The organism is Pseudomonas sp. SDT291_1_S447, from assembly GCF_054070155.1.
The window spans coordinates 15,402-37,461 of the sequence record NZ_JBSVXS010000042.1; the positions used below are offsets into that span (position 1 = coordinate 15,402).

General features: G+C 58.9%; 17 protein-coding genes. 7 read left to right on the plus strand and 10 right to left on the minus strand.

Translation table 11 applies throughout. From position 1 onward, the window contains the following. The first annotated feature begins 6 nt into the window (after positions 1–6). From ACW9IR_RS15380 to cobA, 5 genes are all read left to right on the plus strand, one after another. Positions 7–1,677 carry a protein kinase domain-containing protein gene (locus tag ACW9IR_RS15380; RefSeq protein ID WP_457464001.1) on the plus strand — a complete coding sequence of 557 codons (1,671 nt, stop codon included), beginning with the start codon at positions 7–9 and terminating at the stop codon, positions 1,675–1,677. A 414-nt stretch (positions 1,678–2,091) separates the two neighbouring features. Beyond that, positions 2,092–4,545, plus strand: coding sequence for a nitrite reductase large subunit NirB (nirB, locus tag ACW9IR_RS15385; RefSeq protein ID WP_457464003.1), 2,454 nt, complete (start codon positions 2,092–2,094; stop codon positions 4,543–4,545). Next, on the plus strand, positions 4,542–4,859 hold the full coding sequence (gene nirD / locus ACW9IR_RS15390; protein WP_102900776.1) for a nitrite reductase small subunit NirD: 318 nt from the start codon (positions 4,542–4,544) through the stop codon (positions 4,857–4,859). Before nirB ends, nirD begins: the two co-directional genes overlap by 4 nt. After that, positions 4,859–7,573, plus strand: a complete 2,715-nt coding sequence (locus tag ACW9IR_RS15395; protein ID WP_457464005.1) for a nitrate reductase — start codon at positions 4,859–4,861, stop codon at positions 7,571–7,573. Before nirD ends, ACW9IR_RS15395 begins: the two co-directional genes overlap by 1 nt. Before the next feature lie 13 nt (positions 7,574–7,586). After that, on the plus strand, positions 7,587–8,330 hold the full coding sequence (gene cobA / locus ACW9IR_RS15400) for a uroporphyrinogen-III C-methyltransferase (RefSeq protein WP_186613703.1): 744 nt from the start codon (positions 7,587–7,589) through the stop codon (positions 8,328–8,330). 90 nt (positions 8,331–8,420) lie between these two features. Here cobA and ACW9IR_RS15405 read toward each other — a convergent pair whose 3' ends face one another. The 8 genes from ACW9IR_RS15405 to ppsA form a co-directional block, all read right to left on the minus strand. Then, positions 8,421–9,455: an OmpA family protein gene (locus ACW9IR_RS15405; protein ID WP_016985589.1), complete on the minus strand. Its 1,035-nt coding sequence runs from the start codon at positions 9,453–9,455 to the stop codon at positions 8,421–8,423. A 107-nt stretch (positions 9,456–9,562) separates the two neighbouring features. Beyond that, positions 9,563–10,153 (minus strand): RNA polymerase sigma factor SigX, encoded by a 591-nt coding sequence (sigX, locus tag ACW9IR_RS15410; RefSeq protein ID WP_011333251.1) that lies wholly within the window; start codon positions 10,151–10,153, stop codon positions 9,563–9,565. A 90-nt stretch (positions 10,154–10,243) separates the two neighbouring features. Beyond that, positions 10,244–11,068: a mechanosensitive ion channel family protein gene (locus ACW9IR_RS15415; RefSeq protein ID WP_007916401.1), complete on the minus strand. Its 825-nt coding sequence runs from the start codon at positions 11,066–11,068 to the stop codon at positions 10,244–10,246. Positions 11,069–11,070: 2 nt separating this feature from the next. Further along, positions 11,071–11,319 (minus strand): CrfX protein, encoded by a 249-nt coding sequence (locus ACW9IR_RS15420; RefSeq protein ID WP_102900778.1) that lies wholly within the window; start codon positions 11,317–11,319, stop codon positions 11,071–11,073. A 63-nt stretch (positions 11,320–11,382) separates the two neighbouring features. Then, positions 11,383–12,378 (minus strand): zinc transporter ZntB, encoded by a 996-nt coding sequence (locus tag ACW9IR_RS15425; RefSeq protein WP_457464008.1) that lies wholly within the window; start codon positions 12,376–12,378, stop codon positions 11,383–11,385. Positions 12,379–12,399: 21 nt separating this feature from the next. Continuing rightward, positions 12,400–12,891, minus strand: coding sequence for a ribonuclease E activity regulator RraA (gene rraA, locus ACW9IR_RS15430; protein WP_034152872.1), 492 nt, complete (start codon positions 12,889–12,891; stop codon positions 12,400–12,402). 226 nt (positions 12,892–13,117) lie between these two features. Next, the gene (locus ACW9IR_RS15435) at positions 13,118–14,107 is read right to left on the minus strand and encodes an alpha/beta fold hydrolase (protein ID WP_102900781.1); all 990 of its coding nucleotides are present in this window, start codon (positions 14,105–14,107) and stop codon (positions 13,118–13,120) included. Between the two features lie 185 nt (positions 14,108–14,292). After that, positions 14,293–16,668: a phosphoenolpyruvate synthase gene (ppsA, locus tag ACW9IR_RS15440; RefSeq protein ID WP_016985585.1), complete on the minus strand. Its 2,376-nt coding sequence runs from the start codon at positions 16,666–16,668 to the stop codon at positions 14,293–14,295. Positions 16,669–16,842: 174 nt separating this feature from the next. On the opposite strand from ppsA, the gene ppsR reads away from it, so the two are divergent. Continuing rightward, positions 16,843–17,661: a posphoenolpyruvate synthetase regulatory kinase/phosphorylase PpsR gene (gene ppsR / locus ACW9IR_RS15445; RefSeq protein ID WP_007916411.1), complete on the plus strand. Its 819-nt coding sequence runs from the start codon at positions 16,843–16,845 to the stop codon at positions 17,659–17,661. A 28-nt stretch (positions 17,662–17,689) separates the two neighbouring features. Here the strand turns inward: ppsR and ACW9IR_RS15450 are convergent, their stop codons facing one another. Beyond that, on the minus strand, positions 17,690–19,099 hold the full coding sequence (locus ACW9IR_RS15450) for an aminotransferase-like domain-containing protein (protein ID WP_457464012.1): 1,410 nt from the start codon (positions 19,097–19,099) through the stop codon (positions 17,690–17,692). Between the two features lie 114 nt (positions 19,100–19,213). Between ACW9IR_RS15450 and ACW9IR_RS15455 the strand changes: the two genes are divergently transcribed. Then, a complete protein-coding gene (locus ACW9IR_RS15455) occupies positions 19,214–20,128 on the plus strand; it encodes a DMT family transporter (RefSeq protein ID WP_457464020.1) in 915 nt (304 codons plus the stop codon). 89 nt (positions 20,129–20,217) lie between these two features. Here ACW9IR_RS15455 and prpD read toward each other — a convergent pair whose 3' ends face one another. Next, positions 20,218–21,702, minus strand: a complete 1,485-nt coding sequence (prpD, locus tag ACW9IR_RS15460) for a 2-methylcitrate dehydratase (RefSeq protein ID WP_457464014.1) — start codon at positions 21,700–21,702, stop codon at positions 20,218–20,220. Positions 21,703–22,060: the final 358 nt, after the last annotated feature.

Consider the following 22,060-nt stretch of genomic DNA (forward strand, 5'->3'; position numbering starts at 1 on the left):
GCATCGATGGCCCTGCAACTGAGTTTTGCCGAAGCCAGCGCCACCGGCCCGCGTGCGGAGAATCAGGACGCCTTGCGCCTGGTCACGCCCGCTCCGGCGCTGGCGGCGAGCAAAGGTTATCTGTTCGCCATCGCCGACGGCGTCAGCCAATGCGCCGATGGCGGCCTCGCTGCGCGTTCGACCTTGCAGGCCTTGGCGCTCGACTACTACGCCACGCCGGAAACCTGGAGCGTGACGCAGGCACTGGATCGCCTGCTGCTCGCGCAAAACCGCTGGTTGCAGGCCAACGGTGGTGGGCAACCGTTGCTCACCACGGTCAGTGCTTTGGTCATGCGCGGTCGGCGTTTTACCCTCGCCCACGTCGGCGATTGTCGGGTGTATCGCTGGCACGGCGATAATTTGCAGCGGATCTCGGAGGATCATGTCTGGGATCAGCCGGGCATGCAGCATGTGCTCAAGCGTGCATTGGGGCTGGATCAGCATCTGGTGCTGGACTTCCTTGATGGTGAACTGCGCGACGGCGAGTGCTTTGTTTTGCTCAGTGACGGTGTCTGGTCGACACTCGGCGATACCGCCATTGCGGCGATTCTGCGTGATCAGCCGGATCTGCACAGCGCCGCGCAGACGCTGGTCAACGCCGCGCATCTGGCGGGGAGTCAGGACAATGCCAGTGCTTTGCTGGTGCGGGTGGATGCTTTGGGTGAGGCCAGTATCGGCGATGCGCTGATTCATCTGCAGCAATGGCCCCTGCCGCCACCGTTGAAACCCTGTCAGTCGTTCGAAGGCTGGCAAGTGCTGGACGTTGTCGCTCAGAGCCAGCAATCGCTGCTGTATCGGGTGCTTGATGGACAAGGTCAGACGTGGCTTATGAAAACCCTGCCTACGCGTTCCGCCGATGATTCCTACGCCGGGCAAGCACTGTTGTCCGAAGAATGGTTTCTGAAACGCGTAGCCGGTCGCCACTTTCCTGAAGTCCATACCTGCCAGCAGCGTCAGCATTTGTACTATGTGATGCGGGAATATTCGGGGACGACGCTGGCGCAGCTGTTTCAGCAGTCAGGCCCGTTGCCGTTGGCACAGTGGCAGGACATCGCCGAGCGCCTGTTGCGCGCGGTCGGACTGCTGCATCGGCGGCAGATTCTGCACCGGGACATCAAACCGGAAAACCTGCACGTGGGCGACGACGGCGAATTGCGTCTGCTGGATTTTGGTCTGGCGTACTGCCCAGGCTTGTCCGAAGACGCGCCGTCAACGCTGCCGGGAACGCCCAGCTATATCGCCCCGGAAGCGTTTCGCGGTGATCCGCCAAGTGTGCCGCAGGATTTGTATGCGGTCGGTGTGACCCTGTATTTCTTGCTCACGGGGCATTTTCCCTATGGCGAGATCGAAGCGTTTCAGCGACCGCGCTTTGGTCTGCCGGTGAGCGCCAGTCGCTATCGGCCTGATCTGCCGGAATGGTTGGCGCAGAGTCTGGAGCGTGGGGTGGCGGCTGATCCGCAGCAACGGTTTGAAACGGCTGAAGAGTGGTTGTTGGTGCTGGAACAGGGCGAGCGTCGGAGTTTGAGTGTGCGGCCCAGACCGTTAATGGAGCGTGAGCCTTTGAAGGTGTGGCGGACGATGGCGTTGGTGGCTCTGTTGGGAAATCTGGTGCTGCTGGTTTTGTTGTTTCATGGCTGACACCGCGTCGCGGCCATCGCGAGCAGGCTCACTCCTACAATTTGAAATGCGTTCCCCTGTAGGAGTGAGCCTGCTCGCGATGACGTCAGCCCAATCACCACAAATCCATCTACCTGAGCGCCCCACGAACGAGCACCCCGACTCGATTCAGTGCAAAAAATCACCCTTAATAACTGCCAAACCCCAATAAACCCGCCACCGTCCCCACTTGGCACAACCACTGCATTACCCCTCTCAACACACACATAAAGCCCAACCTTCAACGACGAAGGCTGCGCTTCCCGAGAGAACGGGACCAGGACAAAGGCGTCCTCGCTAGGCAACTAGCGGGACGCCTTTTTTTGTTTGCGCAAAATTTCTCGAGCAAGGCCTGACTGCCCACAAGAGGCCAGCCGCAGCTCCCCGGAGAACCTGATGAAAAAACTCAAACTGGTGATGATCGGCAATGGCATGGCCGGGGTCCGCACCCTCGAAGAACTGCTCAAGCTGAGCAACGAGCTGTACGACATCACCGTCTTCGGCGCCGAACCGCACACCAACTACAACCGCATCCTGCTCTCGCCAGTACTGGCCGGCGAGCAGACCTTCGAGGAGATCGTGCTCAACGACCTCGACTGGTACCTGGAAAACAACATCAAGTTGCTGCTCAACCGCAAAGTGGTGGAGATCGACCGGGTCAAACGCCGCGTGATCGCCGAGGACGGCACCGAAGCCGAATACGACCGTCTGCTGATCGCCACCGGCTCGACGCCGTTCATTCTGCCGATCCCCGGCAACACCCTGCAGGGCGTGATCGGTTATCGCGACATCGCCGACACCCAAGCGATGATCGACACCGCGAAAACCCACAAACACGCGGTCGTTATCGGCGGTGGTCTGCTCGGTCTCGAAGCCGCCAACGGCCTGATGCTGCGCGGCATGCACGTCACTGTAGTGCACATCGGCGAATGGCTGCTGGAACGGCAACTGGACAAAACCAGCGGCCAACTGCTGCAAACGGCGCTCGAATCCCGCGGGCTGCACTTCCGTCTGTGCGAACAGACCCAGGCCTTGCACGACGCCGGCAATGGCCGGGTCGGCTCGGTGCAATTCAAGAATGGCGACATCATCCCCGCTGATCTGGTGGTAATGGCCGCCGGCATTCGCCCTAACACCGAATTGGCGGAAAAGGCCGGCATCCCGTGCAATCGCGGGATTCTGGTCAATGACACCCTGCAAACCTACGACCCGCGCATTTATGCCATCGGCGAATGCGCCAGCCATCGCGGCATTGCCTACGGTCTGGTCGCGCCATTGTTCGAACAGGCCAAGGTGTGCGCCAACCACCTCGCACAATTGGGCTTCGCCCGTTATCAGGGCTCAGTGACGTCGACCAAATTGAAAGTTACCGGCATCGACCTGTTTTCCGCTGGCGACTTCATGGGCGGCGAAGGCACCGAGACCATCACCCTCTCCGATCCGATCGGCGGCGTGTACAAAAAACTGGTGATCAAGGATGACGTGCTGGTCGGCGCCTGTCTGTACGGCGATACGGCAGATGGCGGTTGGTATTTCCGGCAGATTCGTGAGAATCACGCCATCGGCGAGATCCGCGATCACCTGATGTTTGGCGAAAACGCTTTGGGCGACGTAGGACATCAGGGCCAGGACAAAGCCATGGTCATGGCCGACACCGCCGAAGTCTGCGGCTGCAACGGCGTGTGCAAAGGCACCATCGTCAAAGCCATTCAGGAACACGGCCTGTTCAGCGTCGATGAAGTAAAGAAACACACCAAGGCTGCCAGCTCCTGCGGCTCCTGCGCCGGGCTGGTCGAGCAGATCCTGATCAACACCGTGGGCGGCGCGGCCGACGTCAAACCGAAAAGCGAAAAAGCCATCTGCGGTTGCAGCGACCTCAATCACGGCCAGATCCGCCAAGCCATTCGCGAACAGCATCTGCTGACCATCGCCGGCACCATGAGCTACCTCAACTGGCGCACGCCGAACGGCTGCGCAACGTGCCGCCCGGCCCTCAACTATTACCTGATTTCCACTTGGCCCGGCGAAGCCAAGGACGATCCGCAATCGCGCCTGATCAACGAACGCGCGCACGCCAACATCCAGAAGGACGGCACGTATTCGGTGGTGCCACGCATGTGGGGCGGCGTGACCAACCCGTCGGAACTGCGGCGGATTGCCGACGTGGCCGACAAGTACAACGTGCCGATGGTCAAAGTCACCGGCGGTCAGCGCATCGACTTGCTCGGCATCAAGAAGCAGGACTTGCCCGGCGTCTGGAAAGACCTCGACATGCCGTCCGGCCACGCTTACGGCAAATCCATCCGCACGGTGAAAACCTGCGTCGGCAGCGAGTTCTGCCGCTTCGGCACGCAGAACTCGACGCAACTGGGCATTGAGCTTGAGCACGACCTGTTCAACATGTGGTCGCCGCACAAAGTGAAACTGGCCGTCTCCGGATGCCCACGTAACTGCTCGGAAGCAGGGATAAAAGACGTAGGAATTATCGGTGTCGACTCCGGTTGGGAGATGTACATCGGCGGCAACGGCGGGATCAAAACCGAAGTCGCCGAATTCTTCGTCAAGCTGAAAACCGCCGAAGAGGTGCGCGAATACAACGGCGCCTTCCTGCAGTTGTATCGGGAAGAAGCCTTCTACCTGGAACGCACCGTGCACTACCTGCAACGGGTCGGCATGGAACACATCAAGAAAGCCGTGCTGGAAGATCCCGAGCGCCGCAAAGCCTTGAACGAGCGCCTGCAATTCTCCCTGTCGTTCGAACAGGATCCGTGGAAAGAACGCTTGGCGCAGCCGCAACTGAAGAAAGAATTCGATGTGATCCCTTTGAAAAACCTGGAGGTGCCAGCATGAACTGGCTGGATATCTGTGCTCTCGAAGAGATCAACGCCCTCGGCTCGCGGATCATTGCCGGACCAAAAGGTGACATCGCGATTTTTCGTACAAGCGACGATGAGGTTTTCGCCCTCGACGACCGCTGCCCGCACAAGGGCGGGCCACTGTCGCAAGGACTGATCTACGGCAAACGTGTGGCCTGCCCGCTACACAACTGGCAAATCGATCTCGAATCTGGCGAAGCGCAGGCGCCTGACATCGGTTGCGCGCACCATCACCCGGCGCGGGTCGAAAACGGTCGGGTGCAGTTGGCTCTGCGGGACGCGGTCTGATGAACCGCCAGACGACCGCCTCGACCTGCTGTTATTGCGGGGTCGGCTGCGGCGTGCTGATCGAGCATGACGGCGAGCGCATCCTCGGCGTCAGCGGCGATCCGGCGCATCCGGCCAACTTCGGCAAACTGTGCAGCAAGGGCTCGACCCTGCACCTGACCGGCGACCTCGCGGCCCGCGCGCTGTACCCGGAACTGCGTCTGGGCAAGGGCCTGGCGCGCAGCCGCACAGATTGGGACACTGCGCTGGAACATGCCGCCAACGTGTTCGCCGAAACCATCGCCGAACACGGCCCGGATAGCGTGGCGTTCTATATCTCCGGACAGTTGCTGACCGAGGACTACTACGCCTTCAACAAACTCGCGCGGGCACTGGTCGGCACCAACAACATCGACAGCAATTCACGCCTGTGCATGTCCTCGGCGGTGGTCGGCTACAAGCGCAGCCTCGGCGCCGACGCCCCGCCGTGCAGCTATGAGGACCTGGAACTCAGCGATTGCGTAATGATTGTCGGCAGTAACATGGCCTACGCCCATCCGGTACTTTTTCGTCGGCTGGAAGAAGCAAAATCTCGCCGCCCGCAGATGAAAGTCATCGTCATTGATCCACGGCGCACCGACACCTGCGACCTTGCCGATTTGCACCTGGCGATTCTGCCCGGCACCGACGTCGCCTTGTTCCATGGGATTTTGCATCTGTTGTTGTGGGAAGACTGGATTGATCGCGACTTCGTCAAGGCGCACACCGATGGCCTCGCCGAACTGAAAAGTCTGGTGCGTGATTACACCCCACAAATGGTTTCGCAGTTATGCGGCATCAGCGTCGAGCAATTGCAGCAGTGCGCCGAATGGGTCGGCACTTCGCCGAGTTTTCTGTCGCTGTGGTGCATGGGCTTGAACCAGTCCACGGCTGGCAGCGCGAAAAACAGTGCGCTGATCAATCTGCACTTGGCCACCGGGCAAATCGGTCGCCCGGGGGCAGGACCTTTCTCTCTCACCGGTCAGCCGAATGCCATGGGCGGACGCGAAACCGGTAGTTTGTCGAATCTGTTGCCGGGTCATCGTGACGCGGCCAACCCTGAACACCGCGCCGAAGTGGCGGCTTATTGGGGTGTGGATCAACTGCCGGAAAGCACTGGTCTCAGCGCCATCGAACTGTTCGAGCAAGTGCGCAGCGGCAAGATCAAGGCGTTGTGGATTGCCTGCACCAACCCTGCGCAATCGATGCCGGATCAGAACTCGGTGCGCGCGGCACTGGAAGCTTGCCCGTTTGTGGTGTTGCAGGAGGCTTTTCGCACCACCGAAACCGCTGCGTTCGCAGATCTACTGCTGCCTGCTGCCAGTTGGGGCGAGAAGGAAGGCTCGGCAACCAACTCCGAGCGACGCATTTCCCACGTACGCAAAGCCATCCTCCCACCGGGTGAGGCGCGGCCGGATTGGGCGATTACGGTAGATTTCGCACAACGCCTGGAGAAACATCTGCGTCCCGTTGAACCGAGCCTGTTTGCGTTCACCCAACCTGCGCAGTTGTTCGATGAATTCAAAGGGCTAACCCGCGGCCGCGACCTGGACTTGTCCGGGATCAGTCACGCGCTGATCGACGAGATCGGGCCGCAGCAGTGGCCCTTCCCTGTCGGCGCCCGAGAAGGAACACCCCGACTCTACGAGGACGGTATTTTTCCTACGTCCACTGGCCGCGCTCATTTCATTGCCGAACCTTACCGCGCCGCCAAAGAACAGCGTGATGCACGCTTTCCGCTGACGTTGATCACTGGCCGCCTGCGTGATCAATGGCACGGTATGAGCCGCACCGGCACGGCGGCGCAATTGTTCGGGCATGTCAGCGAAGCGGTGTTGAGTCTGCATCCAGACGAAATGCGCCGGCACCGTTTGCAGCCGGGCGATCTGGTCAATCTGAAAAGTCGTCGGGGCGCGGTAATTGTTGCGGTCGGTAGTGATGACAGCGTACGTCCGGGGCAAGCATTTCTGCCGATGCACTGGGGCGACCGCTTTCTCAAGGGCGGGGTAAACAGCCTGACTCTGCCGGCCTCTGATCCGCTGTCGAAACAACCGGAACTCAAGCACAGCGGCGTCCGTGTGGAACCGGTCAATCTGCCCTGGCAATTATTCGCCTTGATCGAGGGCGATGTTCAACGGCATTTCGAGACGCTACGACCGCTCTGTGAGGCATTTTCCTACGTAAGTATCAGCCTTGTCGGACGTGAGCGATCGGCGCTGCTGATACGCGCTGCGAGCAGCGAGGCGCCGGATGCGCAATTGCTCAGTGAAATCGACCGATGCCTGTCACTGATCGACGGCCCGGTTTTGGCCTATGACGATCCTCGCCGGGCCATTGGCAAGCGCGTGCGTATTGAAAACGGTCGTATCACCGCGATTCGCCTGGCCGGCGAAACCCTCGCGCAGCATTGGTTGCAAGGCTTGTGGCTGGAGGGCCGCGCCGACGAACAACTGCGGCGCTGGTTACTGGCGCCGATGAGCGCACCACCGGGCAGCGTCGGTGTACAGGCCAGCGCGGATAAAACCCTGTGCAACTGCAAGAACGTCAGTCTCAACGCGGTCTGCGCCGGCATTCGCCAAGGGCTGGATCTGCAAGGTTTGAAAAACAATTTGGGCTGCGGCACGCAATGCGGCTCGTGTGTCCCGGAAATAAAGCGTTTGCTGGCTGCCGAGTTGCAGCCGGTCGCCATCATCTGATGAGGAAAGCAGCATGAATGCAAAAGTCTGGCTGGTAGGCGCGGGCCCCGGCGATCCGGAGCTGCTGACCCTCAAAGCGGTGCGCGCATTGCGCGAGGCCGATGTGGTGCTGATCGACGATCTGGTCAACGATGCGGTGCTGGAACACTGCCCCGGCGCGCGCATCATTGCCGTGGGTAAACGCGGCGGTTGTCGTTCGACACCGCAGGCGTTTATCCATCGGCTGATGCTGCGCTATGCCCGCCACGGCAAGTGTGTGGTGCGGCTCAAGGGTGGTGATCCGTGCATTTTCGGCCGAGGGGGCGAAGAGGCGCAGTGGCTGCGTGAGCGTGGGGTTGAGGTGGAACTGGTCAATGGCATTACCGCCGGACTGGCTGGGGCGACGCAGTGCGATATTCCGCTGACGTTACGGGGTGTAGCGCGAGGTGTGACGCTGGTGACGGCGCATACTCAGGACGACAGCCAGTTGAACTGGCAGGCACTGGCGCAAAGTGGCACAACGCTGGTGATTTATATGGGTGTGGCCAAGCTGGGCGAGATTCGCGATCAGTTGTTGGCGGGCGGGATGGCCGCGGATACGCCGGTGGCGATGATCGAGAATGCCTCGTTGCCGGAGCAGCGCGAATGCCGGAGTGATCTGACGGCAATGAGCGAAGCGGCCTACAGATTCAAATTGAAGAGCCCTGCGATACTGGTGATCGGCGCGGTGGCTGGTAATGCGGAGCAAGCCAGCGAGACGCGTGTGGCCTCGATGTAGAAACAACCTGACTTTTTCAACGTTTGAAACTCAAATCGCAGACAAAGAAAAGCCCGGCCTAAGCCGGGCTTTTCTCAGAGCGGCAGCTAATTACTTAGCTTGAGCTTCAACCTGCGCTTCTACGCGACGGTTAACAGCGCGGCCAGCTTCAGTTTTGTTGTCAGCAACTGGGCGGGATTCGCCGTAGCCAACAGACTGAACGCGGGACGATTCAACACCGTACTGGTTGGTCAGAACTTGCTTAACGGCGTTTGCACGACGCTCGGACAGTTTCTGGTTGTAAGCGTCAGGACCGACGGAGTCAGTGTGACCTTCAACAGTAGTGGTGGTGGATGGGTACTGCTTCATGAAGTCAGCCAGGTTCTTGATGTCGCCGTAGCTGTTTGGCTTCACAACCGACTTGTCGAAGTCGAACTTAACGTCCAGCTCAACACGAACAACTTCAGCAACTGCTGGGCAGCCGTCAGCGTCAACAGTTACGTTGGCTGGGGTGTCCGGGCACTTATCAACGTTGTCGCAAACGCCATCGTTGTCGCTGTCGGAGCAGACTTCAGCTGGTGCTGGAACTGGAGCAGCAGCAGGCTTGGAACCGCCACCGAAGTTCACACCGATACCGACGCTAGGAGCCCACTCGGTGTCGCCCTGGTCGATGTTGTACTGAGCTTCAACGCCGGCACGGGCGTAGAAGTTCTCGGTGAAGTACAGCTTGGCACCAGCGCCCAGGTTGGCGAAGGTGGAGCGGTCACGACCGCCGGAACCGTTCTGACCGATGCTCTGATCGGAGAAACCAGCCGATACGTACGGACGCAGCATGTCGCCTGGGTTGTTGAAGTGGTACAGAGCGTCCAGAGCGGTGTTCGCGCCCTTGATGTTACGACCGTCGTCGGAACGCACGTTGTGCACTTCGTCGTAGCCCAGACGCAGTTCAACGTCGTCGGTCAGGAAGTAACCGATCGAACCGCCGAACAGGTTGCCGTTGTTCTTGAAGTTACGAGCGCTGTCGAATTGTTCTTTCTTTGCGAAGCCTTCGATTTCAACTGCGCCTTGGCCTTGTGCCAGAGCGCCGAACGAAGTGGCGGCAATCAGAGAACCAATGGCCAAGCCCAAGGTGTTTTTCAGTTTCATCCGTTAAATCCCCATCTGGTGATTGTGAAGCAGTCCCGCAAACCGGGGGACAACTCGGCGGCAAGTCTATCAGAACTTGCCTACACGTAAGAGATATTTGCGCTGAACTAAGTTTCAGCAATGCCTGCAAATTTCTCACGCAATTTATCTAGAGCACGTTTGTAACGCATTTTTGTCGCACTCAAACCCATGTGCATGATGTCTGCGATCTCCTGAAACTCCAGCTCTGCGACAAATCGTAGCACCAGAATTTCGCGGTCGATCGGGTTCACATACACCAGCCAGCGATCAAGTCCGCCCTTCTCCTCGGGTTTCGGCGCCTTTTCTTCGGACGCTTCCTCGAGGGGGTCAAGACTCAATGCGTCCATCAAGCGACGCTTTCGCCGTTCCTTCCGATACTGCGTAATACATTCGTTGTACGTGATGCTGTAGAGCCACGTTTTGAACTTCGATTTCCCCTCGAAGTTCTTCAGGCCATACAGCACCTTCAACATGACTTCCTGACAGACATCGTCTGCGTCGCGATCGTTCCCAAGATATCTCGCACAAACGTTAAATAATGTTCGCTGGTAACGCCGCATCAGTTCTTCATAAGCGCGCGTTACGTGAAAAAGCTCGGTGTGCGAGCGCGCGACCAACTCCTCATCAGAGAGCTCGCGGGGGTCGTAGCGCGTGGATAGCGTTTGGGCTTTATTCAAAACAAGTCGTGCCGACAGTCAGGTCAATGTCCACCGCAACCAGCATCAGCTGGCATTTCGCGGCGGCATACATTAGCAGGGTTTGCCGGATTAGCGGCTACTCACATGCTGTTCCAGCAGGATCCGATTGGAAAGAGAGACTAGCTCACCCTCATCGGTCAGCAATGTGGTTTTCACCGTGCCGATCTCCTCGATCTGCCCTTCGACCTCGCCAACACGCACTTGTTGCCCAACCTGATACAACTCACGCACATAGATTCCCGCAAGAATCTGACCGGCAATTTCCCGGCTTCCCAAACCCATGGCCAGCGCAACGGCCAGACCAACGGTAATCAAAACGATGACGATCACATGGTTCAGCAGGTCAGTCTTGACTTCAAGCTGACTGATCGCGACCGAGATGCTGATGATGATAACCAGCCCCTGAGCAATTCGCCCAAGCCCCGAAGCGTAGTCCAGGCCAACGCCTTCTGCCGCCCCGCGCACCAGCCCGTTGGCCAATTGCGCGAGCAAAACACCTACCAGCAACACCAGCGCCGCGCCGAATACTTTCGGCAAATAGAGCGCCAACATATCCAGCGTAGCTGAAACTCGCTCAAGGCCAAGGGATTCTGCTGCCGAAACCAGAAAAATCAGCAGAACGAACCAGTAGACGATTTTGCCGATCAAGGTCGAGATCGGAACTTGCAGTCCAGCACGCGACATTAATTTAGTCAGGCCGGTGCCACCCATCAAGCGATCGAGACCCAGTTTGGCGAGCAGCTTGGAGAGCAAGGTATCGAGCAGCTTGGCCACAACGAAACCCAACAGCAGCACGACCAGTGCGCCGAACAGGTTCGGGATGAAGTTGGCTACTTTGGTCCACAACGCAGTCATTGCAGTGACGAGGCTCTGAGTCCAGAGGTCGAGTTCCATATTCAATCAGCCTTATCAGCAGTGCGAGCGGTAGGTTTACGAAGACGGGAAACCGGCGAGACATGGGCCGATCCGTTATTCAGGGCGATCATCAGCGCGGGCAGCCAGCGGCCCAGCAGGCTGAACAGATCACCGGCGCCGACCTGGCGGTTGGCGGTTTTGAGTACGCGGTCCAGACAGGCATCGTCGTCGCGGCTGGACGGCGAAGCGTTGAGCATGTCGCGCAAAGACTGTTCAAACGGATCGTGCATACGCACCTCTCGTGATGTCTGTGAAAGACGCGGGCAGATTTGGTCGGGTCACATGCGCCATCTTCAGACCCAGCGCAAACGACGGAATAACCACCACTGACCGAAGGCCAGGGCGAGCACCGTCAAGCAGGCGATCAGGAAACCATAAGGGCTGCTGGCAAATGGAATTCCACCGACGTTGATGCCCAGCAGACCGGTGATAAAACTCATCGGCAAAAAGATGCAGGTGATGATGCCGAAGCGGTACATCGTGCGATTCATGCGCTCGCTCAACCGCCGGTCTTCGGCCTCCAGCACAAGCGCCACGCGCTCCCGGGTCAATTCGAGCTCTTCGAGATAGCGGGTCAGGCTGTTGTTCAATTCGTTCCAGTAATCGGCATCGTCATCGACAAACCAAGGCAGTTTTATCCGCGTGAGTTGTCCGAAAATATCCCGCTGCGGCGCAAGAAAACGCTTCAGCCCGGCAGCTCTGCGACGGATGTGCAAAATGGCGCCATGCTCAGGGGTATACCGTTCGTCGGCATCCATCTTTTCTTCTTCCTCATCGGCGATTTCCGAGAGGCAAGTGACCAGATCCTGCACCTTGTTGGTGAGGAATTGCGCCAGATAAAGGATGAGCTCAGAAGAGGTTTTCGGGCCCTTGCCGTCCGCCAATTGCACCAACAGTTCATCGGTGGCGCGCAATGGGCGCAAACGCAGGGAAATCACCCGTTGGGCCGAAGCGAAAATCCGCACCGAGACCATGTCTTCCGGCTCGGCGCCTGGATTGAGATTGACCCCGCGTAAAAACAGCAACAGCTCGGCATCCGGCAGCGGCAACAGGCGCGGCCGCGTGTTCTCTTCCAGCAACAAGTCGCAGGTGAATTCGTTGAGACCGCTGGATTTGCGCAGCCAGGTCTGGGTCTGCGGATGGCTGCGATCCCAATGCAGCCACAGGCTTTCATGGGCCTGCAACTGCAAATCGTCGAGTTCAGTCCGGGCTATCGAACGCGCACCACCTTTTCCGTCCAGCACCAGGGCATGCACCAGCCCCCATTGCGCGTTTTCTTCCTCGAACATCCGCATCCCTTTGTCGAAAACTTATTCAGGCATCTTCAGCGGACTCGGCGAAACGATCACGCCGTTGTTGTCCGCATAAATGTACTGGCCCGGGTGGAACGTCACACCGGCGAACGTCACCGGGACGTTGAGGTCGCCGATACCACGTTTTTCGGTTTTCATCGGATGGCTGGCCAGCGCCTGCACGCCCAGATCGGTCTGGGCGATTACATCGACGTCACGGATGCAGCCGTAGATCACCAGCCCTTCCCAACCGTTCTTGGCGGCTTTCTCGGCAATCATGTCGCCCAGCAGCGCGCGACGCAGAGAACCGCCGCCATCGACCACCAGCACCTTGCCGTTGCCCTTGAGTTCAGCCTGTTCCTTGACCAGCGAGTTGTCTTCGAAGCATTTGATGGTCACGATTTCGCCACCGAACGAATCACGGCCGCCGAAATTGCTGAACATCGGTTCCAGCACCTGCACCAGCTCCGGATAGGCGTCGCACAGGTCAGGCGTAAGGTAATGGTTCATCGAAAAACTCCTGTAACAAGGAAGACGATCAAGGATGACGCATTCTTTTGAGACGATCTCCGGTGGTCGCTGTTTACCTTAGCTCATTGAATGTTGGCTGAATGAACCTGAACAAACGCTGAAACGTAATCGCTAAACTGCCACCGAATATGACCAGAACCGCACAATTCGTCATATCTTAGCCGCAAGCCAACCTGAACGAAATGCCCTTTTCAGGGCCGCCCTCTCAGACCGCAGCGGCCAGATCCGGCTTCTCGCCCAGCAACGGCGTCTGCTGATCGTTCAACCAGCGCGCCACCAATGGCCATACCTCAGTCTGCGCCGCTTTGCTCACCAACATCTCGACATGACCGAAATTATCGTTGAAGCCCTGCTCGCGGCCCAGATTGATGAATTGCTTGTGCGCCGAGCCGATCTGCTCGAACAGTTTGCGACAGGCCCAGGCCGGATCCTGATGATCGCCCGCTGCGCTCACTGCCAGCACCGGCACCTGAACATCGGCCAGACCCGCCCACCAATCCTTGTCCTTGTCGCCAAAACGGCCGAACAAGCCGTACCAGCGCATGCTTTCCAGCGCCAGACCGATCGGCTCATCTTCCGGGCCACGCTTGAGGCGCGAACCCGACAGCTGTGCGAAGCGCTTGAGAATGAAGCGCCCGCTCCACTCCACCGGCGGAATTTTCAGCGGCCAGTAAGTACGGCTGACCTGGGTGCCGAAAAACGCCGCCGAAGCCACTGCCGGTTCGCCAAGGTATTCGCCACCGAGCGCCGCCGCCAAGGTGATGCCGCCCAACGAATGGCCGATCCAGTGCGGAATCTGCCCGCTCTGCTCACGCACGAACGCGGCAATCGCCGGCAGATCGTATCGCGCATAGTCGGCGACACGGTTGCGTCGGTATTCCTCATTGCGCTGTGACAGGCCGTGGCCGCGCATCTCCGGAATCCACACGTCGAAACCCAGTCGCGTCAGATACGCGCCCAAGCCCAGGCCTTTGGGTGAGAACCAGAAGCGCCGATTGGAAAAACTGCCGTGCAGCAAAATGACCGGCACACCGCGAGGCGCCGAGTCATCGGCCATGCCCAACCGGGTCACAGCGATTTCCACGGACCAGTCGGGGCTGTTGCCGGGTTTCAGGCGATACACGTCTTCGCTCAGATCACCACGCCGTTCGGCGCTGATCAGGGCGACAGGAAATAGGTCACTGCTGCTTTGCATAATGCTCTTGCACAAAAAAGGGCGGCATCTACAAGAGCCCGCCCTACTTGAATCTCAAAGCCCTGCCCTTGTGGGAGTGAGCCTGCTCGCGAAAGCGGTGTGTCAGCCAATATCCATGGCGGATATTGCTCCGTCATCGCGAGCAGGCTCGCTCCCACAGGGGAAGCGGGCCGTTCACATACTCATTAAGCCGGGGCTTGGCCTTCGGCGAGGAAGAACCAGGTTTCCAGCACGGTATCCGGGTTCAGCGACACGCTTTCGATGCCCTGCTCCATCAGCCACTTGGCCAGATCCGGGTGGTCGGATGGACCCTGACCGCAGATGCCGATGTACTTGCCGGCCTTGTTGCACGCGGCAATCGCGTTGGCCAGAAGCTTCTTGACCGCCGGATTACGCTCGTCGAACAGGTGCGCGATGATACCGGAATCGCGGTCCAGACCCAGGGTCAGCTGCGTCAGGTCGTTGGAGCCGATCGAGAAGCCGTCGAAGAATTCGAGGAATTCTTCAGCAAGGATCGCGTTGGATGGCAGCTCGCACATCATGATCACGCGCAGACCGTTTTCGCCGCGCTTCAAGCCATTTTCGGCGAGCAGATCGACAACCTGGCTGGCTTCGCCGAGGGTACGGACGAACGGCACCATGATTTCAACGTTGGTCAGGCCCATCTCGTTGCGCACACGTTTCAGCGCGCGGCATTCGAGTTCGAAGCAGTCACGGAACGATTCGCTGATGTAACGCGAAGCGCCACGGAAGCCCAGCATCGGGTTTTCTTCTTCCGGCTCGTAGAGCTTGCCGCCAATCAGGTTGGCGTATTCGTTGGACTTGAAGTCCGACAGGCGCACGATGACTTTTTTCGGCGTGAACGCGGCAGCCAGGGTGCTGATGCCTTCGACCAGTTTGTCGACGTAGAAGTCGACCGGGTCGTTGTAACCGGCAATACGCTTGTCGACACTGTCCTTGATTTCCTGTGGCAGACCGTCGTAGTTCAACAGCGCTTTCGGGTGGACACCGATCATGCGGTTGATGATGAATTCCAGACGGGCCAGGCCGACACCGGCGTTCGGCAGTTGCGCGAAGTCGAAGGCACGATCCGGGTTGCCGACGTTCATCATGATCTTGAACGGCAGCTCCGGCATGGCGTCGACGGAGTTCTTCTTGATGTCGAAGCCCAGTTCGCCTTCGAAGATGTAACCGGTGTCGCCTTCAGCGCAGGACACGGTCACGCCCTGACCATCCTTCAGCAGTTGGGTGGCGTTACCGCAACCGACCACTGCCGGGATGCCCAGCTCGCGAGCGATGATCGCCGCGTGGCAGGTACGCCCGCCACGGTTGGTAACGATGGCGCTGGCGCGCTTCATCACCGGTTCCCAGTCCGGGTCGGTCATGTCGGAAACGAGTACGTCGCCCGGCTGGACTTTGTCCATCTCGGAGACGTCCTTGATGATGCGCACTTTGCCGGCGCCGATGCGCTGGCCAATCGCACGACCTTCCACCAGCACAGTGCCGGTTTCTTTCAGCAGGTAACGTTCCATGACGTTGGCCTGGGTGCGGCTTTTCACGGTTTCCGGACGCGCCTGCACGATGTACAGCTTACCGTCGTCACCGTCCTTGGCCCACTCGATGTCCATCGGGCAGCCGTAGTGTTTCTCGATGATCATCGCTTGCTTGGCCAGCTCGCTGACTTCAGCGTCGGACAGGCAGAAACGCGCACGATCAGCCTTGTCGACATCGATGGTCTTGACCGAACGACCGGCCTTGGCCTCGTCGCCGTAGATCATCTTGATCGCTTTGCTGCCCAGGTTGCGACGCAGGATCGCCGGACGACCGGCCTCCAGCGTGCCCTTGTGCACGTAGAACTCATCCGGGTTGACCGCGCCTTGTACGACGGTTTCGCCCAGACCGTAGGCGCCGGTGATGAACACCACGTCACGGAAACCCGATTCGGTATCGAGGGTGAACATCACGCCGGCGGTGCCGGTTTCCGAACGCACCATGCGCTGCACGCCAGCCGACAGGGCGACCAGTTTGTGGTCAAAGCCCTGGTGCACGCGGTAGGAAATCGCACGGTCGTTGAACAGCGAAGCGAATACCTCTTTGGCGGCGCGGATAACGTTTTCCACACCACGGATGTTCAGGAAGGTTTCCTGCTGACCGGCGAACGAGGCGTCCGGCAAGTCTTCGGCGGTGGCGGAAGAACGCACAGCCACGGCCACGTCAGGGTTGCCGGCCGACAGCGCGGCGAACGCGGTGCGGATTTCGGCATTCAGTTTTTCAGGGAATTCGGCTTCCATGATCCATTGACGGATCTGTGCGCCGGTTTTGGCCAGGGCGTTGACGTCGTCGACGTCGAGCGCATCGAGGGCCGCGTGGATCTGGTCGTTGAGGCCGCTCAGTTCGAGGAAATCACGATAAGCCTGAGCCGTCGTGGCGAAGCCGCCGGGGACCGAAACACCGGCGCCTGCCAGGTTACTGATCATCTCGCCCAGGGATGCGTTCTTGCCCCCCACATGCTCAACATCGTGTTTGCCGAGCTTATCGAGGGAAACTACGTACTCTACCAAGGTGATCTCTCCACTAACTGTGTTGGAAAAGCTCAGAAACCGGCGGCCCGGGGGAGCCTTGGCCGGTTGTATGGCCTGGACCTGGAAAATAAGTGAGAATGCTGGCCATTGGCGGCCGGCAAATCGCGCCTATCATATCCAAGATTGATGACTAGCTTAAGGCCCAAGGTGCAAATGAAACGATCTGCTTTCTTCATCTCCGATGGCACCGGCATCACTGCCGAAACCCTGGGTCAAAGCCTCCTGGCGCAGTTCGAAAACATTACCTTCAGCAAATTCACGCGACCGTACATCGACAGCGTGGATAAAGCGCGAGCCATGGTACAACAAATCAACAAAGCCGCTGAAACCGACGGCTTTCGCCCGATTATCTTCGACACCATCGTCAATCAGGACATCCGTGAGATTCTCGCAACGTCCAATGGTTTCATGATCGACATTTTCTCGACCTTCCTCGCCCCGCTGGAGCAGGAACTGACCGAGCATTCTTCCTACACCGTCGGCAAGTCCCATTCGATCGGGCACAACTCCAATTACATGGAGCGCATCGAGGCGGTGAACTTCGCCCTCGACAACGACGACGGCGCGCGCACGCACTATTACGACAAAGCCGATTTGATACTAGTGGGCGTGTCGCGATGCGGCAAAACGCCGACGTGTCTGTACATGGCCATGCAGTTCGGCATCCGCGCGGCCAACTATCCGCTGACCGAAGACGACATGGAGCGCCTGACCCTGCCGACGGCCCTGCGCGCCCATCAGCACAAGCTGTTCGGCCTGACCATCGACCCGGACCGCCTCACCGCGATCCGCAACGAACGCAAGCCCAACAGCCGCTATTCGAGCTACGCCCAGTGCGAATTCGAAGTGCGTGAGGTGGAGAATCTGTTTCGCCGCGAGAACATCCCGAACATCAACTCCACGCACTTTTCGGTGGAAGAGATTTCGGCGAAGATTCTGGTGGAGAAAGGTGTGGAGCGGCGGTTCAAATAGGTCTGTATTGCCTGCTCGAGAAGAACGATTACACGGTATCTGTTAATGCCTTGGCCAGAGCTTCAAAGCCTGCCAGCAACAACTGATCATCCCCCACCGCATTACACACACTCACCCGAATAAACTGCGGCACCGCTGCATGCCCGACCGCAAACGCCTCGGCGGTGGCCACCAGATAGTTGTTCTCCTTCAACTCCGCCGCAATCTGCGACGCCCGCCACAACTCAGGCACCTCGACCCAGAAATGCGGGCTGTAAGGGTGAGTCTTGTAATTCAAACCCTGCAGAACAGGCGCCACCAGCGCTTTGCGCCGAGCGATCTCGCTGATCTGTTCGTCCAGCAAGCGCTCGGCCATGCCGCTTTCAATCCACAGACTGGCCACTTCCATCGATAACGGATTGGCCATCCAGCACGTTGCGCGAATGGCGGCACTCAAACGCCCGATCAACGCTTGCGGCGCGTGCAGATAACCGACGCGCAATCCGGCGGAAACAGCCTTGCTCAAACTGCCGATCAACACCGAGCGCTCAGGCGCAAAGTAACTCAGCGGCAACGGACGCTGACGGTCCAGCACGGCGTGGGCTTCGTCTTCGATAATCAGCAAATTGTGCTGGCGGCAGATATCGGCAATCGCCTCGCGCCGTGGGATCAACATCACGGCGGCCGTAGGATTCTGGATCGTCGGGGTGCAATACAGCGCTGAAACACGATGCTGACGGCAGATTTCCTCCAGTGCCAACGGCACAAGTCCTTCGTCATCCATCGCCGCGCCAATGAGTTTTATCCCGAGCTGGCGTGCGACGCCGATCAATCCGGGGTAGGACAAATGCTCAGTCACCACCGTGTCGCCGGCCTTGAGCAAGCCCATCAGCGCGCACAACAAACCATGCTGACCGCCGTTGACGCACAACACCTGATCGGCGTGCGGCACGAACGCTTCGTGCTGCAGCCAGACCGCCCCGGCCAATCGGTGCCGTGCCAGCCCCGCTTCGGCGGTGTACCCGGTCAACTGCTGCAGCACCCGCGGATCGCTGGCCAGCTCCTGCAGGCTCTGGCTCATGAACGCTGCTTCCTGCGCCGGAATCGGCTGGTTGCGACTCATATCGAAACAGCCTGACGGCTCATCGCTGACATTGCGAAAGCCTTTGTCCTGCGGCCGCTCCATCCCGCGCTGACAAACGTAGGTGCCATCTCCTACGCGAGCAACCACCAATCCGACACGCTCCAGTTCACCGTAGGCCCGGCTGATGGTGCCAATGGTCACGCCCAGGCTGTCGGCCAGCAATCGGTGCGGCGGCAACTTGCATCCCGCATCGATCACACCTTCGTCGATGGCCTGTGCGACCGCATCGGCCAAGCGTTTGTACTTCACGCCGACGCCATTGGCGAGGCCGTCGCGGATGATTGACACCATGGCAATACTTACTTTGACAGTCATTCTCGCCCCGAATAGCGTGCTGAAAACAGGTTCAATCAGAAATAGACCGTTTCCGCGATCAGGTCAATTCCACCGTTCGGAGCACGCCACATGTCGACCGCTATCAGCACACCGATGAATATCAGCAAACCCTGGCTCGCCGGATTGCTCACCAGCACGCTATTTCTGATCGTCTGTCTGAGCTGGGGCACGACGTGGCTGGGAATCAAGATTGCCGTGGAAAGCGTGCCGCCGCTGACGGCCGCCGGGTTGCGCTTTCTGATTGCCTTTCCGCTGTTCCTCAGCTTCGCACTCTTGCGCAAGGAACCACTGTTATTTCCCCGGCAAAGTCGCGGGTTCTTTGTGTTCGTCACGCTGTCGTATTTCAGCCTGCCCTACTACCTGCTCAACTACGGCGAAATGCACGTCTCGTCAGGCCTGACAGCGCTGCTGTTCAGTTGCATGCCGGTGTTTATCCTGCTGTTTTCCGCGCTGTTTCTGCGCGAGAGAATCTACCCGTCGCAGATGCTCGGTATCGCCATCGGCTTTGGCAGTCTGTTCATGATTATTCGCAGTCAGGGTCTGCATCTCGATCAGGCGGAATGGCTGGGGGTGCTGGCGATTCTCTGTGCAGCGGTGATGCACGCGCTGTGCTACGTGGTGACGAAAAAACACGGCAGCGCGATCAGTGTGATCACCTACAACACGCTGCCGATCGGTATCGCCGGGCTGATGTTATTTATTGTCGGACTGCGCGTTGAGACACCGGTGTTCAGTGACGTCAGCGCCCGCTCGTGGGGCGCCCTGCTGTATCTGGGACTGGTGGCCTCGGTCGGCGGATTCATCGTTTACTTTTTACTGCTTAAACGCTTGAGCCCGATCATTCTGTCGTTCGTGTTTATCATTTTCCCGGTGTTCGCCGTGATCATCGGCGCCTGGTACGAGGGGCAAACCCTGTCCCGGGAGCTGATGATCTATTCGGCGATTTTGTTGAGCGGTTTTGCGATCACCAAGTTGCCCATCGAAAAATGGCGTACGCGGTCCGTGTAGGAGCTGCCGCAGGCTGCGATCTTTTGATCTTGTTTTTTATAATCAAAGTCAAAAGATCGCAGTCTGCGGCAGCTCCTACAGGTTTTTCGTCAGATCACAAATAGGTCGACGAAACGGTTCACCGGGGTGGCTTCAAGCAGCGCCTGATCCTTGCACAACGCGCAGATCTCGCTGCTGCGCTGGCCGGTAAAACGCGTGGCCAGGTTGGCTTTGAACTTGTCCTCCAGCAACGGAATGCCCTCGACACGGCGGCGACGATGACCGATCGGGTATTCCACAACGACGTTTTCGGTGCTGCTGCCGTCCTTGAAAAACACCTGCACGGCATTGGCGATCGAGCGTTTGTCGGCCTCCAGATATTCGCGAGTGAAACGCGGATCTTCGACGATAAGCATTTTCTCGCGCAGTACATCGATGACCGGATGCGCCCGATGGAAATCGTCCTCGTACTGCTCGGCGACCAGATTGCCGAACGCCAGCGGCACGGCGGTCATGTACTGGATACAGTGGTCGCGGTCGGCGGCATTGGCCAGCGGCCCAATTTTGGAAATGATGCGGATCGCCGATTCGTGAGTGGTGATGACAATCCGGTCGATTTCATGCAGACGATTGCGCACCTGCGGGTGCAAGGTTACCGCCGCTTCACAGGCGGTTTGCGCATGGAATTCGGCGGGGAAGCTGATCTTGAACAGCACGTTTTCCATCACGTAACTGCCGAACGGCCTCGAAAAACTGAAGGCGCGTTTGTCCTCGGGTTTCAATGCCAGATCGCTGTTGATGTGGCTGAACAGGACGTCATAAAAGCCCCACTGTTTGGCAGTCAGCACGCCGGGAATGCCCATCTCGCCGCGCATGGCGATGTCGGCCAGACGCACGCCCCGACTCGACGCATCCCCCGCCGCCCAGGACTTTCTAGAGCCGGCATTCGGCGCATGACGATAGGTGCGCAGCGCCTGACCATCGGCGAACGCATGGGAAAGCGCCGACAACAATTGCTCGCGATTGGCGCCCATCAGTTTGGCGGTAACGGCGGTCGAGGCGACTTTCACCAGGATGACGTGATCAAGCCCTACGCGATTGAAGGAGTTTTCCAGGGCAATCACGCCTTGAATCTCGTGGGCCATGATCATCGCTTCGAGCACATCGCGAATGGTCAGCGGTGACTCACCGTTGGCCAGACGTTTTTGCGAGAGGTGATCAGCCACCGCAAGAATTCCGCCGAGGTTGTCCGAGGGATGGCCCCATTCGGCGGCGAGCCAAGTGTCGTTGTAGTCGAGCCAGCGGACGATGCAGCCGATGTCCCACGCGGCTTTGACCGGGTCGAGGCGATAGCTGGTGCCGGGGACCCGCGCACCGTAAGGAACCACGGTCCCTTCGACGAACGGGCCCAGATGCTTGGTGCATTCGGGAAAGCGCAACGCCAGCAGACCGCAGCCTAGCGTGTCCATCAGGCAGTTGCGGGCGGTGTCGAGGGCTTCGGCGGAGGTGACTTTGAAGGTGAGGACGTAATCGGCGATGTCCTGCAGGACATGATCGTAGTCGGGGCGGTTGTTCAGGTCGACGTTGGCGCTCATTGCGGTTCTCCTGTGCGGGAATGATGAGTGGGTGCGGTCTTCCTCAGGGCTTGGCGGGTTTGGTCGGGTTGATTGCAGGTCTGGGGTGCCTGCTTGTTTTGGGTTTCTTCAGTGGGTGGGCCCCTCACCCTAGCCCTCTCCCGAGGGAGAGGGGACTGATTGGGGGATGCTGTAGAGGTGCACCGACGTGAGCGATCTACATTGAATCCATAATCGATCTGGTCAACTCACAATCTCAAACACTTCGGTCGGCCCCTGAATCCATAATCGACTCGATCTTTCAGGTCGATGTACAACCCCAGACACCTCGGTCGGCCCCTTGAATCCATAATCGACTCGATCTTTCAGGTCGATGTAC

Bases quoted from the DNA above. Each gene is read 5' to 3' on its own strand.
- rraA (WP_034152872.1), bottom strand. From the start codon at position 12,891: ATGAACCATTACCTTACGCCTGACCTGTGCGACGCCTATCCGGAGCTG.
- ACW9IR_RS15450 (WP_457464012.1), bottom strand. From the start codon at position 19,099: ATGACTGTCAAAGTAAGTATTGCCATGGTGTCAATCATCCGCGACGGC.
- ACW9IR_RS15425 (WP_457464008.1), bottom strand. From the start codon at position 12,378: ATGTTCGAGGAAGAAAACGCGCAATGGGGGCTGGTGCATGCCCTGGTG.
- ACW9IR_RS15405 (WP_016985589.1), bottom strand. From the start codon at position 9,455: ATGAAACTGAAAAACACCTTGGGCTTGGCCATTGGTTCTCTGATTGCC.
- ppsR (WP_007916411.1), top strand. From the start codon at position 16,843: ATGAAACGATCTGCTTTCTTCATCTCCGATGGCACCGGCATCACTGCC.
- ACW9IR_RS15380 (WP_457464001.1), top strand. From the start codon at position 7: ATGGCCCTGCAACTGAGTTTTGCCGAAGCCAGCGCCACCGGCCCGCGT.
- ACW9IR_RS15435 (WP_102900781.1), bottom strand. From the start codon at position 14,107: ATGCAAAGCAGCAGTGACCTATTTCCTGTCGCCCTGATCAGCGCCGAA.
- prpD (WP_457464014.1), bottom strand. From the start codon at position 21,702: ATGAGCGCCAACGTCGACCTGAACAACCGCCCCGACTACGATCATGTC.
- ACW9IR_RS15415 (WP_007916401.1), bottom strand. From the start codon at position 11,068: ATGGAACTCGACCTCTGGACTCAGAGCCTCGTCACTGCAATGACTGCG.
- cobA (WP_186613703.1), top strand. From the start codon at position 7,587: ATGAATGCAAAAGTCTGGCTGGTAGGCGCGGGCCCCGGCGATCCGGAG.
- nirB (WP_457464003.1), top strand. From the start codon at position 2,092: ATGAAAAAACTCAAACTGGTGATGATCGGCAATGGCATGGCCGGGGTC.
- nirD (WP_102900776.1), top strand. From the start codon at position 4,542: ATGAACTGGCTGGATATCTGTGCTCTCGAAGAGATCAACGCCCTCGGC.
- ACW9IR_RS15455 (WP_457464020.1), top strand. From the start codon at position 19,214: ATGAATATCAGCAAACCCTGGCTCGCCGGATTGCTCACCAGCACGCTA.
- ACW9IR_RS15420 (WP_102900778.1), bottom strand. From the start codon at position 11,319: ATGCACGATCCGTTTGAACAGTCTTTGCGCGACATGCTCAACGCTTCG.
- ACW9IR_RS15395 (WP_457464005.1), top strand. From the start codon at position 4,859: ATGAACCGCCAGACGACCGCCTCGACCTGCTGTTATTGCGGGGTCGGC.